A 16,080-nucleotide genomic window follows, 5' to 3' on the forward strand; every position below is an offset into this window, starting at 1 on the left:
CCATACTCACGGATAATATCGGTCCGAATTGGTCCAAACGAACGCCATTGCCCGGCGAATTTTGCCGCGCTAAACCGGCAGGCATGACCAAGAAGCTCGACATCCTGCGCATCGCCATCGCCCAGCTCAACCCGACCGTCGGCGATGTCGCCGGCAACCTTGCCAAGGCGCGTGAGGCGAGGGCGGATGCCGCGCGCCAGGGCGCCGATCTCGTGCTCTACACCGAGCTTTTCCTTGCCGGTTACCCGCCGGAGGATCTGGTGCTGAAGCCGGCCTTCCTGAAAGCCTGCGAAAAGGCGGCGCAGGACTTTGCCGCCGATACGTCGGATGGCGGTCCGGGCGTCATCATCGGCACGCCGTTGAAGCGCAAAAGCGGTACGCACAATTCCATCATTTTCGCCGATGGCGGCAAGATCATCGCCGAGCGCTACAAGCTCGACCTGCCGAACTACGGCGAGTTCGATGAAAAGCGCGTCTTCCAGGCCGGGCTCGAGATCCAGGGCCCGGTCAATTTCCGCGGCGTGCGCATCGGAGTTCCGATTTGCGAGGACATCTGGGGCGATGTCGGCATTTGCGAATCGCTGGCGGAGAGCGGCGCCGAAATCCTGCTGGTGCCGAACGGCTCGCCCTATTATCGCGCCAAGATCGACGTGCGCCATCAGGTGGTCATCAAGCAAGTCATCGAATGCGGGCTGCCGATGATCTACGCCAACCAGCTTGGCGGCCAGGACGAGCTGATCTTCGACGGTGCGTCGTTTGCCATCGGCGCCGACAAGACACTGGCTTTCCAGATGAGCCAGTTCGAGGACGCGGTCGACGTCACGACGTGGAAACGCACGGAGGACGGCTGGGTCTGCTCGCAAGGGCCGATGTCGAAAATCCCGGAGCGGGAAGAGGCCGACTATCGCGCCTGCATGCTGGGCCTGCGCGACTACGTCAACAAGAACGGCTTCAAGAACGTCGTGCTCGGCCTGTCCGGTGGTATCGATTCGGCGATTTGCGCTGCCCTTGCCGTGGACGCGCTCGGCGAGGAGCGGCTGCGCGCCGTCATGATGCCCTATCGCTACACCTCGAAGGATTCGCTCAAGGACGCCGAGGACTGCGCCCGCGCGCTCGGCTGCCGCTATGACATCGTGCCGATCTTCGAGCCTGTCGAAGGTTTTCTGCACGCGCTGACCCAGCTTTTCGAGGGCACCAAGGAAGGCATCACCGAGGAAAACCTGCAAAGCCGTGCGCGCGGCACCATCCTGATGGCGATCTCCAACAAGTTCGGCTCGATGGTCGTCACGACAGGCAACAAGAGCGAGATGTCGGTCGGCTACGCCACGCTCTATGGCGACATGAATGGCGGCTTCAATCCGATAAAAGACCTCTACAAGATGCAGGTCTATGCGCTGTCGCGCTGGCGCAACAACCATGTGCCGCCGGGCGCGCTCGGGCCTTCGGGCGAGGTCATCCCGAAGAACATCATCGACAAGGCGCCGTCGGCCGAGCTGCGCGAGAACCAGACCGACCAGGATTCGCTGCCGCCCTATCCAGTGCTGGACGACATCCTCGAATGCCTGGTCGAAAACGAGATGGGCGTCGACGACATCGTCGCGCGCGGCCATGACCGGGCCACGGTGACGCGCATCGAGCATCTGCTCTACATCGCCGAATACAAGCGCCGGCAGGCGGCGCCGGGCGTCAAGATCACCCGGAAGAACTTTGGCCGCGACCGCCGCTATCCCATCACCAACCGTTTCAGGGATCGCGGGTAAAGCGCAGGTCGCCCTTTGTTGCAAAATAACCTCAGTACTTGGACCAGATAGGCTTTTGGGTATGGCCTATCTTGGCGACGCATCAGGCCCTCTCTATAAGGACCGTTCCGCGATTCATTTGCGGGAGGTCCGAATGGCAGTATTTGAAATGGTAATGCGAGGCCGCGAAGCTTAGGTCTCTGCCGGCGCTCCGCGAAGGTCGATCCTTCGCATCGGAGCCGGTTTGAGCACAGGCTTATGCCGATGCCGGTCGCCGCCCGATTACGGGCGTGACGCCAAAATATGCCACTCCGCTTCTGGGCAGCCATTCGCCCCTTGCGTGGCTTCTTCAATTTTCGACCTTACTGGGATCGGGCTCGTTTGCGCCCGAATGACATCATGGCTCGTTTCAAGATCGATTTGCGCGCAAGCGCCTTTCGCAGCGTTCTTGGTTTCACGCTCATCCATTGGCGGCGCCAGCCCTGGCGGCTTTCGCTGATCATGGGTGGTTTCCTGCTGTCGACGCTCGCCGACGTCCTGACGCCGCTCTATTCCGGCCGGCTGGTCGATGCCGTCGCCAGCAGCGTCGGCGCGGACGCCATTGCCTGGAATGCCGCGATGTCGGCGTTCTTCATCCTTATGGCGCTGGCCCTGACCGGCCTCGTGTTGCGCAACCTTGCCTTCATGGGCATCGTCGAGCTGACGCTGAAGATGATGGCCGACATCGCCGCCGATGCCTTCCATCGCGTCCAGCGCTTTTCCACCGACTGGCACGCCAACTCGTTTGCCGGCTCGACCGTGCGCAAGGTGACGCGCGGCATGTGGGCGCTCGACCTGCTCAACGACACCATCCTGATCGCGCTGCTGCCGTCGGTCGTCATGCTCGTCGGCTCGACGCTGCTGCTTGGCTGGTTCTGGCCGCTGATGGGTGTGGTCGTTGCCGCCGGTTCAGTGCTGTTCATCATGGTGACGGCGATGCTGTCGCTTGGCTATGTCGCGCCGGCGGCAAGGCTCGCCAACACCTGGGACACGCGCCTTGGCGGTTCGCTCGCCGATGCGGTGAGCTGCAACGCCGTGGTCAAGGGCTTTGGCGCCGAGGAGCGCGAGGAGGGCCGCCTTGCCAGGGTGGTCGCCAAATGGCGGGCGCGCACGCGGCGCACCTGGGTGCGCGGCACCATCAACGGCACCACGCAAGGGGCGCTGTTGCTGGTCATGCGCGCCGCGGTCATCGGCTTGGCGCTGATGCTGTGGTCGTGGGGGCAGGCGAGCGCCGGCGACGTCGCCTTCGTGCTGACCTCGTTCTTCGTGCTGCAAGGCTATTTGCGCGATATCGGCACGCATATCCGCAATTTGCAGCGTTCGATCAACGACATGGAGGAACTGGTCGATTTCCAGTCCGAACCGCTCGGTATCGAGGACCGGCCCGGCGCCAAGCCGAGCCGGATCACGCAAGGGGCCATCAGCTTCGACAACGTCACCTTCCATTACGGCAATCACCGTTCGCCGCTCTATCGCGACTTTTCGGTCGATATCGCACCGGGGGAGCGGGTCGGGCTCGTCGGTCACTCCGGCTCGGGCAAGACGACTTTCGTCAAGCTCATCCAGCGCCTCTACGACGTGAATGCGGGCAAGATCCTGATTGATGGCCAGGACATCGCGCAGGTCGCGCAAGCGTCGCTGCGCGGGCAGATCGCCATCGTCCAGCAGGAGCCGATCCTGTTCCACCGGTCACTGGCCGAGAACATCGCCTATGCCAGGCCGGCCGCGACGCAGGAGGAGATCGAGCATGCTGCGAAGCTGGCAAGCGCGCACGACTTCATCACCAGCCTGCCGAAGGGTTATGGCACGCTGGTCGGCGAGCGCGGTGTGAAACTGTCGGGCGGCGAGCGGCAGCGCGTGGCGATCGCGCGCGCTTTCCTGGCCGATGCGCGCATCCTGATCCTGGACGAGGCGACATCGAGCCTCGATTCGGAATCGGAGGTGCTGATCCAGCAGGCGATGGAACGGCTGATGGTCGGCCGCACCACGCTGGTCATCGCACACCGACTGTCGACGGTGCGGGCGCTCGACAGGCTGTTGGTCTTCGATCGCGGCAACATCGTCGAGGAAGGCTCGCATGACGAGCTGATCCGGCTGAAGGGCGGCATCTACCGCCGCCTGTTCGAGCGTCAGGCGCTCGAGCTGACCAAAGGGCTGGTCATCTGAGCTCCAGGTGGCCTCCGGTTTCGGCCGGAGGCCAGCCGGGCAGGCTGCTGGAGCAGGGTACGGCAATCACAGGGCGGAGCCGAGCAGATGCGAGGGCATCGGCGGGGTGTGAGATGTTCGAAATCCCTGCCGCTCGCGTTCGCCTGCCGAGCAAATCCGTGATGCCAAGCGGTATCGAATTCTTTTCCGGATCCTGAATCTCGAGACGCCTGTTTACGATACCGAGCGAGATACGTTGTTTCAGCCATTGATTGATATACATTTTACTCCGAGCAACCCAGGGATGGTCGATGCAGATGCTGGGATCCGATTGATTCAGCGCAGGATTTCGCCCTGCGGCAGACGACCTCCATAGGCTCCACGATGCATCTTGTTTCTGAAAATACCGGTGTGGAAAAGGTGGCTGCGCCGGCGGTGCAGGAGTCTCCCCACGGCTCGGTTCGGCCGCTTGCTGCCGAGGACCTCGAGCGCGTCGCCGCACTCTTCCTGACGAAGTTTCGCCGGCGGCGGCGTCACCTCCTCGACCGTGCGATCGTGGAGACGGCCGAGTATATGAGAAAGATCTATCTTGACCCTGCCGGCCAGCCCGGCGCGAGCCACGCTCTTGTCCAGATCAACCCGCACGGCGATCTGGGTGGCTTCCTCGGTGTCCTGAAAGCTCGCTACGAGCTCAACGGCGCGACATTGAATGCGGCGATCATCGGTCCACTGATGGCCGACCCCGGCACCGATCACGGCTCGGCCGGACCGCAATTGCTGCGTGCCCTGCATCAAGGCGAATTCGATCTGTATCTGACCGATTCGGCCAACCGGGTATCTCTGGCCTTCGCACGTCCGATGAAATACCAGCTCCTGCCGGCGCATTGTCTGGGATGGACACGCATTTTCCGCCCGGCCGCGGTGGCCGCCGCCGTGGTGCGCGGTAAATGGCCGGGCCTGTCCCGTTTCGTATTCGATCCTTGCGCCAAGGTATTCGATCCCTTTACGAAAAAAAGGTTCGAGCCGCCCGTCCAGCATTCCTCGTCACACCGGGCCCATCGCGAGCCGATGGATGCCGCGCAATTTGCGGAGCGGTTGCCGACGCTTACGTCCGATTACGCGCTTCGGCCGCGTTGGCAGGATGGCGAGCTGCCACGGCTGCTCGCACTGGCGGCCGAGAAGCGGGCCGACGGCCCCCTTCATTTCGGTGGGACCTACGACGAGGCTGGTAAAATGCTCGGCTGCTACGCTTTCTACGGTCAAGCTGGCGGCATCGCGAACCTGTTGCAAATCCAGGCCTCCGGATCTCACTGGGGCGCGACGCTGGACAGCCTCATCGCGGACGCGTGGAATATGGGCTGCGCGGGCATCATCGGGCAGACGCAGACCAGATTCATGCCGCAGCTCTTCAGCTACAAGAATGTTTTCTTCCGCTATGCCGGGGGGACGATGGTGCGCTCGCGCATCCCCGAGGTAACGCAAGCGGTCCGCTCCGGCGACATCTTCATCGGTGGGTTGATGGGCGACCGCTGGACCCGCCTCAGTTCGGATGATTTCGGCCGCTGATCGCCTTCGACGATCTGATCTGACAAGGTCCATGCACGTCGCTTGGCCCTTAGAGCAGTTCACCGTTTCACGAAAACGGCGAACCGCTCTAACTGTTTGTTTTAACGCAATTCCGGACGGAAAACCGTTTCACACTTTTCCTGGAATTGCTTAAGTCTTTTCATTGTCCGCGTCATGTTCTATGTGTGCCGACCGGCGCGGGGGCGCGTCTTGTCAATTAGAAAAGCATCCGGTACGCCCCGTTCATGACAGTTACCGTTCGTTTCGCCCCGTCACCGACCGGCCGCATCCATATCGGCAATGCGCGCACCGCTCTGTTCAACTGGCTGTTTGCGCTCAACAACAAGGGCCGCTTCATCCAGCGCTTCGATGACACCGACATCGCCCGCTCGAAGCAGGAATTCGCCGATGCCATCCTCTACGACCTGCATTGGCTGGGCATTTTTCCCGACGCCACCGAGTATCAGTCGCGGCGCTTCGAGGTCTATGACGCGGCGGTCGAGCGGCTGAAGGCGGCGGGCGTTCTATACGCCTGCTACGAAACCCCGGAGGAACTCGATCTCCGGCGAAAAGTGCGCCGTACGCGCGGCCTGCCACCGGTCTATGGCCGCGAGGCGCTGGCGCTGACGCGAGAGCAGGTCGCCGAATACCAGGCTGACGGGCGCCGGCCACACTGGCGCTTCCTGCTGCCCAATTTCACTGGGGATGCGCAGCAGCCGGAGCGCACCGAGGTCCATTGGACCGATCTGGTGCGCGGCGAGGAAACGGTCGATCTCGCTTCGCTCTCCGACCCTGTCCTGGTGCGCGAGGACGGCACCTATCTCTACACGCTGCCGTCCGTCGTCGATGACATCGAGATGGGCGTCAGCCACGTCATCCGTGGTGACGACCACGTCACCAACACCGGCGTGCAGATCGCCCTGTTCAAGGCGCTGGGAGCCGAGCCGCCGGTCTTCGGCCACCACAATCTTTTGACCACCGTCTCGGGCGAGGGGCTGTCGAAGCGCACCGGCGCGCTCTCCATCGAAAGCCTGCGCGAGGATGGCATCGAGCCGATGGCCGTCGCTTCGCTGGCCGTGCTGGTCGGCACCTCGGAGAATGTCGCGGCCGCGCATGATTTGACCGAACTCGCCGGCCATTTCGACCCCGCCGCGACCTCGAAATCATCGGCCAAGTTCGATCCGGACGAGCTTTTCGTGCTCAACCGCGTGCTGCTGCACCATGTTCCGTTCGACGAGGCACGGGACAGGCTGATGGTGCAGGGCGTCTCCGGCGAACAGGCCGAGCCGTTCTGGCTGGCGGTGCGCGGCAATCTCGACCGGCTTGCCGATGCGGTGGGCTGGTGGCGTATCCTGCGCGAGGGGCCGCAGGACAGACCGGAGTTCTCCGATGATGATCGCGAGTTCCTCGGACAGGCGTTCGATCTGCTGCCGGAGGAGCCTTGGAACGGGACGGTCTGGAAGGACTGGACCGGCAAGATCAGGGAAGCGACCGGGCGCAAGGGCAAGGGGCTGTTCATGCCGCTGAGGCTCGCGCTTACTGGACTGCCTTCGGGGCCGGAGCTTGCAGATTTATTGCCGCTGATGGGTCGGGAAGGAACGTTGGCCCGACGACCCTGACCTTGCGCTGTTCCGGCGGCAAGGCGGACACGGGCGACGTCACCGGCTTGGCGGAAAGCCGCTTGATGGCCTCGCGGTCGAGCCCGCCTTCCCTGTTGGCCAGCGTTTCCGGATCGGCGCTCGGATCGGGCTTCGAGGCCGGCACGGGAACCAACGGTGCTGCGTCCGTTTCCGGCTGCGACTGTTGTGGGTTTGGCGGATTGCCGCCAATGATCTGGAAGTTCTGCGCGGCGTTGCAGCCGCAGGCCGGCGGCCGTGACATGTTGGATTGCTTGTAGAGATAGGCGGTCGGCAATTCGCTATAAGGCTTGCCGGTGACCGATGACGTCATCGCGGCCGAGTCGTCGTCCATGCCGCGCGAATAGAAGACCTGCATCTCGGTGCCGGGGCAGCTCGATTCGCAATTCTTCTGATCGCGCTCGAAGTCGCCGACCGAGGCTGCGTTCGACATCGGGAAGAAATAGCCGTCGCAGGTGCGCACGCAGCTGGTGTGGAACTCGCCGCCGGTGCTCGGAAAGTCCGGAATGCCGGGCAGGTTCACGACGCGGCGGACATTGCGTTCCTCGCCGGGATCCTCCGGCTGGTCAAGCGTGTCGCTCGGCTGGCTGTCGTTACCGAAAAGCTGATCGAACAGGTTTGCGTTGCCGTCGTCTTCGCCACGGTCTGCTTCCTGCAGCGGTGCGCGGCGTGGCGCAACCGTGTCGTCGCGGCAGCCATTGGCATCGAGCGCGGCCAGGATGCGGCCACGGTCGCGACGTGATCCGCCACCGGCGAGTTGGGCGCGCTTGGCCTGCAGACTATCCAGATTGGCGTTCATGCGGTCGATGGTGGCGTTGAGGCCTGCGCATCGATTGATGTTGCGGGAAAACAGCGAAAACCCGCAACCGGAGTTGCTTGCCTGGTCGCGGGCCTTAGAGATCTGTTCGCGTTGCCGGTCGATCGCGGCATCGTATTTCCGGACCATCGCCGGGCCACCGCCACCGCCGCGCGAAGCCGCGGCAAGATCGGCCTCCAACTGACGGCAGACCCGCGAGGCAGCCTCGGACCCGGTGATGGTGGCGCCGGACAGCAGGAGGCCAAGCAGCATGGCAGCATGCGCCCGCTTCAACCCTGCGCTTGTCATCCGCCTCAATCCCGCCTGTTCGTCCGCGAGGCTACCGTGTCCGCGGTTAACCGCAGTTTACTGCGAAACCTGTGTTCCGCCCAGATCGACCACCGCCTGCGCCTTGTGCGCGGCCTCGACCACGGCCAGCGCCGTCATGTTGACGACACCGCGCGAGGTGACCGAGGGCGTCAGTATGTGCGCCGGCATGTCGGTGCCGAGCAGGATCGGCCCGACATGCAGCGCATCCATCATGGCGCGCAGCGCCGTCAGCGTGATGTTGGCCGAATCGAGGTTCGGGAACACCAGCAAATTGGCTTCGCCCTTCAGGCGCGAATGCGGGTAGACGCGCTGGCGCAGATGCTCTGACAGCGCGGAATCGGCATGCATTTCGCCGTCGCACTGCAGGTCCGGCGCGATGCGCGCCAGGATCGCCGCCGCCTGCCGCATCTTCAATGCGCTTGGCGAATCGCGCGACCCGAAATCCGAATGCGACAAAAGGGCTGCCTTCGGCTCGATGCCGAAGCGCTGGATTTCCTCGGCCGCCAGCACGGTCATCTCGGCGATTTCCTCGGCCGTCGGGTCGACGGAGACGTGCGTGTCGGTCAGGAAGATGATGCCGCGTTGCGAGATCAGCATGGAAAGCGTCGACAGGTCGTGGTCCTTGATGCCCGCGCGAGGGCCAATGATAAGGGTCACATTCCGCAGATGCCGCTCGAAGCGTCCTTCGAGGCCGCAGACCATGGCGTCGGCATCGCCGCGCTTCAGGGCAAGTGCCGCGATCACCGTGTTGTCGGTGCGCACCATCGTGCGCGCGGCTTCGGTCGTCACGCCGCGCCGGCCGGCGAGTTCGATCAGCAGGTCGACATAGTGGCGGTAGCGCGGATCGTCCTCCGGGTTGATCAGACCGAAATCGACGCCCGGCTTGATGCGCAAGCCATAGCGCTTCAGCCTGACCTCGATGACATGCGGGCGGCCGATCAGGATCGGCTGGGCAATGCCTTCCTCGAGCACCACCTGGGCGGCGCGCAGCACGCGCTCATCCTCGCCATCGGCGTAGATGACGCGCTTGGCGCTCGATGCCTTAGCGGACGAGAACACCGGCTTCATCACCAGGCCGGAGCGGAAGACGAAACGGTTGAGCTTGTCGATATAGGCGGCGAAGTCGGTGATCGGCCGCGTCGCCACACCGGTGTCGCAGGCTGCCTTGGCAACGGCCGGCGCGATGCGCAGGATCAGCCTGGGATCGAAGGGCGAGGGGATCAGGAATTCGGGTCCGAAGATCGGCGTCTCGCCCGAATAGGCGCGCGCGGCGACGTCCGATGGCTCTTCGCGGGCGAGGGCGGCAATGGCCCGCACGGCGGCCATCTTCATCTCTTCGTTGATGGCGCTGGCACCACAATCAAGGGCGCCGCGGAAGATGTAGGGGAAGCACAGGACATTGTTGACCTGATTGGGAAAATCGGACCGGCCGGTGCAGATCATGGCATCGGGACGCGCCGCGCGCGCCTCTTCCGGCATGATCTCCGGATTGGGGTTGGCCAGTGCCAGGATCAATGGTTTCGGCGCCATGTGCTGCAGCAGTTCCGGCTTCAGCACGCCCGCGGCCGAAAGGCCGAGGAAGACGTCGGCGCCGGGGATGACATCGGCCAGCGTGCGCGCCTCGGTGTCCTTGACATAGGGGTCTTTCCAGCGATCCATCTCGTCTACACGGCCCTTGTAGGCGACGCCGAAGCGGTCGGTGACCCAGATGTTTTCGACGCGTACACCAAGCGAGACCAGAAGGTTGAGGCAGGCAAGAGCGGCCGCACCGGCGCCGGATGTGACGACCTTGATGTCCGAAATGGTCTTGCCGGCGAATTCCAGACCGTTGAGCACGGCGGCGGCGACGATGATGGCGGTGCCATGCTGGTCGTCGTGGAACACCGGTATCTTCATACGCGCCTTGAGCTGTTCCTCGACCTCGAAACACTCAGGCGCCTTGATGTCCTCGAGGTTGATGCCGCCGAAGGTCGGCTCCAGCGCCGAGATCGTCTCGACCATGCGTTCGATGCCAGGTGCGTCGATCTCGATGTCGAAGACGTCGATGCCGGCGAACTTCTTGAACAGCACCGCCTTGCCTTCCATGACCGGCTTGGAGGCCAGCGGGCCGATATTGCCGAGACCAAGCACGGCCGAGCCGTTGGAGACGACACCGACCAGGTTGGCGCGCGCCGTGTAATCGGCGGCGGTTGCCGGATTGTCGCGAATCTCCAAGCAAGGGGCCGCCACGCCGGGCGAATAGGCCAGCGCCAGGTCACGCTGGTTGCCGAGCGGCTTGGTCGCCTGGATCTCGAGCTTTCCTGGCGTCGGGTGCTTGTGGAAGTAAAGGGCGGCTTCGTCGAGGTCCGAACGTGCCGTTTTCTTGTTCTCGCCTTCCATGCGGCCGCTCCCTCGAAACCTGTGTCGAGAGACCTTTTAGCATGCGACCAAGGTTTTTCGCGACGCTAATTGACGCGCCGGCAGCTTTAAACGACGGCGCGTTGAAAATCGCTAGATGTCAGATGCTTACGGCTGTTTCATGCTACATGAGTCCGGCCGTTTCGCCGACCTTTCAATCAGAAGGCGCTGACGTAGAGACCGCCGTCGACTGGGATGTTCTGCCCCGTCAGGTAGCCGGCATGGACCGAGCAGAGGAAGGCGCAGATCTGGCCGAATTCCTCCGGCGTACCGAGCCGCTTGGCCGGCACATCGGCACTGATGCGGGTCTTGCGCGCCGCAGCCGCAGTGGGGTCCTCGACGGTGCCGGCCTCATGCGGGCCGCGCAGACGGTCGGTGTCGAGCTTGCCCGGCAAGAGACTGTTGATGGTGACGTTGCGGTCGATCACCGTTCGCGCCACGCCGGCCAGGAACGAAGTCAGGCCGGCGCGCGCGCCCGACGACAGATCGAGACCGGGAATGGGGACATAAACCGACAGAGAGGTGATGTTGACGATGCGGCCGAAGCCGCGCTTGGCCATGCCGTCGAGTACGGCCTGCACCAGTTCGATCGGCGTCACCATGTTCTGGGTGACGCCTTCAAGGATCTTGGCACGGTCGAGTTCGCGGAAATCGCGCAGCGGCGGACCGCCATTGTTGTTGACCAGGATGTCGGGTTCGGGACAGGCCGCAAGCAGCGCCTTCTGCACCTCGGGCTTCGAAACGTCGCCGACGACTGCCGTTACCGTCACGCCATAACGCGCGCGCAGCTCCGCGGCGGTTTTCGCCACCAGCTCGGCGTTGCGGCCGTTGACGACGATATCGCAACCGGCCTCGGCCAGCGCCATCGCGCAGCCTTTTCCAAGACCCTTGCTCGAAGCGCAGACGATGGCTTTCTTCCCGCTGATACCGAGATCCATGACGATTTCTCCTGTGATTTGCCCGGCAAGCTAGTCCTTAGGCTGGACCAATCGCAACCGTCATACGGTTGTTGCATGAATCGGGGCATAGCCTGCGCGAAAGCAAGGGTGAAATCGCGATGTCTGGCCAAGAGCCCCGCACTTTCCGCAGCATGTTCATTTCCGACGTCCATCTCGGCTCGAAGGCGGCCAAGGCCGAGTTCCTGATCGATTTCCTGCGCTATCACGACGCGGACATCATCTATCTGGTCGGTGATATCGTCGATGGCTGGCGGCTCCGGCGGAGCTGGCACTGGCCGCAAAGTCACAATGACGTCGTGCAGAAATTGCTGCGCAAGGCGCGCAAGGGCGCCAACATCACCTATATCGCCGGCAACCACGACGAATTCGCCCGCCAGTTCCAGGGCGTGCATTTCGGTGGCATCGTTGTCGCCGACCGCGCCATCCATGAGACGGCCGACGGCAAGCGCCTGCTCGTCATCCATGGCGACCAGTTCGACACCGTCGTCCATAACGCGCGCTGGCTCGCCTATCTCGGCGACCACGCCTATGACGCCGCGATGATCGTCAATCGCGTGGTGACGCGGCTGCGCCAATTGCTCGGCTTGCCTTACTGGTCGTTTTCGTCCTGGGCCAAGGTCAACGTCAAGAAAGCAGTGAACTTCATCGGCTCGTTCCAGACCATGCTTGCGGAAGAAGCGCGCCGCTCGCATGTCGACGGCATCATCTGCGGCCATATCCACCATGCCGCCATCGAGAACTTCGGCGATGTCCAGTACATCAATACAGGCGACTGGGTGGAAAGCTGCACGGCCGTGGTCGAGCATTTCGATGGCCGGATGGAAATCCTGACCTGGGCGCAGGTGCTGCCGGAATCGCTGGACGAGCCTTTCATCCCCATGCTCATCGAAGATCGCGTGGGGGAGGCGGCCTGACGCGAAGGTAGCGACGTTTTTAGCGTTGATCGATTGGTCCAGCCGGTTTCGTCTGGTTTTCCGCCATGTTAAGGGATCGATCACCATCGCCGACCGATCGTACGCGGCGTAATTGGATCGATTCATGTCCCTGCCGCCGCTTTCGCCAGAACAGCTCGTCAAGCCGCGCCATTTCGAACTGCGCATGAGTCTGATCTTCGGCACGTTGTTCATATCGCTCGGCACGCATCTGCCCTATTTCCCGCTCTGGCTGCAGGCCAAGGGGTTTCACGCCGAGCAGATCGCGGTCATCCTGGCGGCGCCGATGTTCCTGCGCGTGGTGGCGACACCGCTGCTGACGACGCTCGCCGATCGGGCGAGGGACCGCGCCAATGTCTATGTCGCGCTGGTGGCAGCCTCGCTGTTGCTCTCGGCGGGTTATTTCCTCACCCCGACCTACGCGATGGTGCTGGCGGTGTCGCTGGCGCTGACCATTGTCTGGACGCCACAATCGCCGATCGCCGATTCGCTGGCGCTTTCGGGTGTGCGTCGCTTCGGCTCGAACTACGCAAGCATGCGCAAGTGGGGGTCGATCTGCTATCTCTGCGCCAATGTGGCGGGCGGCTTCATCCTGGCGGCTACCGGTCCCCAGGCCGTGCCGGTGATCATATTCCTTGCCCTTGGCGCGGCACTCGTCGCAGGGCTGCTGGCGCCGCGCATGGGGAGGCCGCGAAAAGCCTCGCCGCTGTCGGCGGCGGAAATCCAGCACGCGGCGCCGAGCCTGTTCAACGCCTATTTTCTCTATTTCACCTTTGGCGTCGGCATCATCACCGCCAGTCACGCCTTCCTCTACGGTTTCGTTTCCATCTACTGGAAATCGATCGGCATCGGCGATTCCGTCGTCGGCCTTCTATGGGCATGGGGCGTGGTGTCCGAAGTCTGCATGTTCTTGTTTTTCAATCGCATTTTCGCCTCCGTGTCCGTCGTCAGGGTGATGGTGATCGCCGGCATCGGGTCGATCGTGCGCTGGATCCTCTTTCCACTGGTATGGCCGCTCGGCCTTGGCATCCCCGGCTTCTTCGCCGTGCAGTCGCTGCATTCGGTGTCTGTCGCAATGGTGCTCATAGGCCTGCAGAGAATGATCGCTGAGACCGTCTCCGAAGAGCGCACGGGTGCCGCGCAAGGCATCGCCTATTTCTTCAACGGCTTCTTCATGGCCGCCGTTACGCTGGCTTCCGGCCCGCTCTATGACCGTCTCGGCGTCGATGGTTTCCTGGTGATGATCCCGATCGCGATCGTCGGCCTCGTGCTGATCGGGCTTGCCGCGCGCTCAGCCCCAAAGCGCCCGGTCCGGGGGGGAGACGAGCGAACCCTGGTAGACGAGGCCGGGCACACGGTCGCGGGCAAGTAGCAGCGGACCGTCAAGGTCGACGAAATCGGCGCCTTGCGCCAGAAGCACCGCAGGCGCCATGGCGAGCGACGTGCCGACCATGCAGCCGACCATCACGCCAAAGTCCAATTCCCAGGCGCGCTCCCGGAGCCTGAGCGCCTCCGTGAGGCCACCCGACTTGTCGAGCTTAATGTTGACGGCGTCATAGAGGCCGACCAGTGAATCGAGGTCTTTCGTCTCATGCACGCTTTCGTCGGCGCAGATCGGCACCGGATGCGCAATGCGGCGCAGGACTTCGTCGTGGCCTGCCGGCAGCGGCTGTTCGATGAGCGCAATGCCTTGCTCCGCGGCGAAAGCGAGGTTTGCGACGATGTTGTCGTCGGTCCAGCCCTCATTGGCATCAAGGATGATTCGGCTCCGAGGCGCGGCCTGCCTCACCGCCTGGATCCGGGCGATGTCGTTGTCGCCGCCGATCTTGACCTTCAGCAGTGGCCGGCCCGCATTGGCACGGGCTTGTGCAGCCATCGCCTCGGGTTCACCGAGCGACAGTGTGTAGGCGGTTTCGAGCCGACGCAGCGGGGCCGGCCAGATTGCGTTCGCCACCGGGTTGCCGCTGATCTTGGCTTCGAGGTCCCACAGCGCACAATCGACGGCGTTGCGGGCGGCTCCCGCCGGCATTGCGTCGAGCAGGGCGGTCCGGTCGATGCCGCCGGCGATCCGGTCGCGCATTGCCTCGATCGCGGCGTGCACGCCGTCCATGGTCTCGCCATAGCGCTTGTAGGGAACGCATTCGCCGCGACCGACATGCCCGTTTTCGCCGATCGTGCAGGTGATGATTTCGGCCTCGGTCTTGGAGCCGCGCGAAATGGTGAAGGTGCCGGCGATGGGAAAACGCTCGGCCTCAACCGAAATGACACGCGCCATATTTTTCTGCTCCGGCTATGCGACAAGCGTGGTCGGCAAATCGACAGGTCAGACCCGTCAGGCTAAACAGGACGCCATGTTGACCATCGGCAAGCGCGACGCAAGCGGTACGACCGCCTCGGAGGCTGACCACCAACCACACGTGGCGGTCGGCGAGGAGGGCGGCGTTCTCGGCTGCGCGTTCTCCGGAATCTGGACGACACGGACCGTAGCGCTGATCGACGCCGACATGCGCAAAATCGAGAAACGAAGCGGTTTCAAGACCTTGGCGCTTGATCTTTCGAAAATCGAGAAGATCGATACCGCCGGCGCGTGGCTGATCGACCGGCTGGTCAGCGCCTTCGAGAAGAAGAACGTCGAGGTCCGGCTGCAAGGCCAAAGCGAGATCGCTTCCATCCTGCTCGATGCGGTGAGCGAGGCTGTCCGGCGCGAGCCCGAATCCGCACCGGCGCGGCCGCCCAACATCGTCATTCGCGCCCTGGAGGCGGTTGGCCGGCGCGTCTATGAGATGCGCGATGATTTCCTCGCTTCGATGAATATTTTGGGCGCCACCATCCGTGGTGCGCAAATGAAGCTCGGCCGCGGCCATGCCGTCAACCCGGCGGCGATCTTCAACCAGATCGATCGCATGGGCGTCGGCGCCATTCCTGTGGTGGTGCTGATGTCGGCGATTGTCGGCGCCATCGTTGCCCAGCAGGGCGCCTACCAGCTCAGCTATTTCGGTGCCGACCTCCTTGTCGTCGATCTGGTCGGCGTGCTGATCCTGCGCGAACTCGGTGTGCTGATGACGGCAATCATGATCGCCGGCCGCTCCGGTAGCGCGATCACCGCCGAGATCGGCTCGATGAAGATGCGCGAGGAGGTCGACGCGCTGAAGGTTATCGGCCTCAACCCGATCGGCGTTCTGGTGTTTCCACGGCTGGTTGCGCTTGTCATCGCGCTGCCTTGCCTGACCATCATCGCCAATTTCGCGGCGCTTGGCGGCGGTATGGCCGCCGCCTGGCTTTATTCAGGCATTACACCAGCGGCGTTTATTGACCGGCTGCGCATCGCCATCGACCTCAGCACCATCTTTGCCGGCCTGATCAAGGCGCCTTTCATGGCCATGATCATCGGCACGATCGCCTCGGTCGAAGGCATGAAGGTCGGCGGCAGCGCCGAATCGCTGGGGCAGCACGTGACCGCCTCGGTGGTGAAGTCGATCTTCGTCGTCATCATCCTGGATGGGCTTTTCGCTATCTTCTACGCAGCGATCGCGTTCTGAC

The 16,080-nt window shown here is 63.3% G+C and carries 11 protein-coding genes; 7 read left to right on the forward strand and 4 right to left on the reverse strand.

The window, feature by feature from the left end:
* Window positions 1-83 precede the first annotated feature (83 nt).
* From AC1D05_RS09365 to gltX, 4 genes are all read left to right on the forward strand, one after another.
* On the forward strand, window positions 84-1,760 hold the full coding sequence (locus AC1D05_RS09365; protein WP_477440280.1) for an NAD+ synthase: 1,677 nt from the start codon (window positions 84-86) through the stop codon (window positions 1,758-1,760).
* Window positions 1,761-2,138: 378 nt separating this feature from the next.
* Window positions 2,139-3,944 (forward strand): ABC transporter ATP-binding protein, encoded by a 1,806-nt coding sequence (locus AC1D05_RS09370; protein ID WP_477440282.1) that lies wholly within the window; start codon window positions 2,139-2,141, stop codon window positions 3,942-3,944.
* Window positions 3,945-4,307: 363 nt separating this feature from the next.
* A complete protein-coding gene (locus AC1D05_RS09375) occupies window positions 4,308-5,489 on the forward strand; it encodes a hypothetical protein (RefSeq protein ID WP_477440284.1) in 1,182 nt (393 codons plus the stop codon).
* Between the two features lie 245 nt (window positions 5,490-5,734).
* Entirely contained in the window at window positions 5,735-7,108 is a 1,374-nt protein-coding gene (gene gltX, locus AC1D05_RS09380; protein WP_477440286.1) for a glutamate--tRNA ligase, read from the forward strand.
* Here gltX and AC1D05_RS09385 read toward each other — a convergent pair.
* The 3 genes from AC1D05_RS09385 to AC1D05_RS09395 all read right to left on the reverse strand — a co-directional run bounded on the left by AC1D05_RS09385 (window position 7,026) and on the right by AC1D05_RS09395 (window position 11,587).
* Complete coding sequence (locus AC1D05_RS09385) at window positions 7,026-8,231, reverse strand: DUF2865 domain-containing protein (protein WP_477440288.1); 1,206 nt, start codon at window positions 8,229-8,231, stop codon at window positions 7,026-7,028. The two genes, gltX and AC1D05_RS09385, sit on opposite strands and share 83 nt — an antisense overlap.
* A 57-nt stretch (window positions 8,232-8,288) precedes the next feature.
* Window positions 8,289-10,631, reverse strand: a complete 2,343-nt coding sequence (locus tag AC1D05_RS09390) for an NADP-dependent malic enzyme (protein WP_477440290.1) — start codon at window positions 10,629-10,631, stop codon at window positions 8,289-8,291.
* Window positions 10,632-10,807: 176 nt separating this feature from the next.
* A complete protein-coding gene (locus AC1D05_RS09395) occupies window positions 10,808-11,587 on the reverse strand; it encodes an SDR family oxidoreductase (protein ID WP_477440292.1) in 780 nt (259 codons plus the stop codon).
* A 119-nt stretch (window positions 11,588-11,706) separates the two neighbouring features.
* Between AC1D05_RS09395 and AC1D05_RS09400 the strand changes: the two genes are divergently transcribed.
* Together AC1D05_RS09400 and AC1D05_RS09405 are read left to right on the forward strand one after the other, a co-directional pair.
* Window positions 11,707-12,522, forward strand: coding sequence for a UDP-2,3-diacylglucosamine diphosphatase (locus AC1D05_RS09400; protein ID WP_477440294.1), 816 nt, complete (start codon window positions 11,707-11,709; stop codon window positions 12,520-12,522).
* A 124-nt stretch (window positions 12,523-12,646) separates the two neighbouring features.
* Window positions 12,647-13,912 carry an MFS transporter gene (locus AC1D05_RS09405; RefSeq protein ID WP_477440295.1) on the forward strand — a complete coding sequence of 422 codons (1,266 nt, stop codon included), beginning with the start codon at window positions 12,647-12,649 and terminating at the stop codon, window positions 13,910-13,912.
* Here the strand turns inward: AC1D05_RS09405 and dgcA are convergent.
* On the reverse strand, window positions 13,832-14,815 hold the full coding sequence (gene dgcA / locus AC1D05_RS09410) for an N-acetyl-D-Glu racemase DgcA (RefSeq protein ID WP_477440297.1): 984 nt from the start codon (window positions 14,813-14,815) through the stop codon (window positions 13,832-13,834). The two genes, AC1D05_RS09405 and dgcA, sit on opposite strands and share 81 nt — an antisense overlap.
* A gap of 76 nt (window positions 14,816-14,891) precedes the next feature.
* Here dgcA and AC1D05_RS09415 point away from each other — a divergent pair, with 76 nt between their 5' ends.
* A complete protein-coding gene (locus tag AC1D05_RS09415) occupies window positions 14,892-16,079 on the forward strand; it encodes an ABC transporter permease (protein WP_258583542.1) in 1,188 nt (395 codons plus the stop codon).
* Window position 16,080: the final 1 nt, after the last annotated feature.

Source organism: Mesorhizobium sp. P2_E9, assembly GCF_056403815.1.

Bases quoted from the DNA above. Each gene is read 5' to 3' on its own strand.
- AC1D05_RS09365 (WP_477440280.1), top strand. From the start codon at position 84: ATGACCAAGAAGCTCGACATCCTGCGCATCGCCATCGCCCAGCTCAAC.
- AC1D05_RS09370 (WP_477440282.1), top strand. From the start codon at position 2,139: ATGGCTCGTTTCAAGATCGATTTGCGCGCAAGCGCCTTTCGCAGCGTT.
- AC1D05_RS09375 (WP_477440284.1), top strand. From the start codon at position 4,308: ATGCATCTTGTTTCTGAAAATACCGGTGTGGAAAAGGTGGCTGCGCCG.
- gltX (WP_477440286.1), top strand. From the start codon at position 5,735: ATGACAGTTACCGTTCGTTTCGCCCCGTCACCGACCGGCCGCATCCAT.
- AC1D05_RS09385 (WP_477440288.1), bottom strand. From the start codon at position 8,231: ATGACAAGCGCAGGGTTGAAGCGGGCGCATGCTGCCATGCTGCTTGGC.
- AC1D05_RS09390 (WP_477440290.1), bottom strand. From the start codon at position 10,631: ATGGAAGGCGAGAACAAGAAAACGGCACGTTCGGACCTCGACGAAGCC.
- AC1D05_RS09395 (WP_477440292.1), bottom strand. From the start codon at position 11,587: ATGGATCTCGGTATCAGCGGGAAGAAAGCCATCGTCTGCGCTTCGAGC.
- AC1D05_RS09400 (WP_477440294.1), top strand. From the start codon at position 11,707: ATGTCTGGCCAAGAGCCCCGCACTTTCCGCAGCATGTTCATTTCCGAC.
- AC1D05_RS09405 (WP_477440295.1), top strand. From the start codon at position 12,647: ATGTCCCTGCCGCCGCTTTCGCCAGAACAGCTCGTCAAGCCGCGCCAT.
- dgcA (WP_477440297.1), bottom strand. From the start codon at position 14,815: ATGGCGCGTGTCATTTCGGTTGAGGCCGAGCGTTTTCCCATCGCCGGC.
- AC1D05_RS09415 (WP_258583542.1), top strand. From the start codon at position 14,892: ATGTTGACCATCGGCAAGCGCGACGCAAGCGGTACGACCGCCTCGGAG.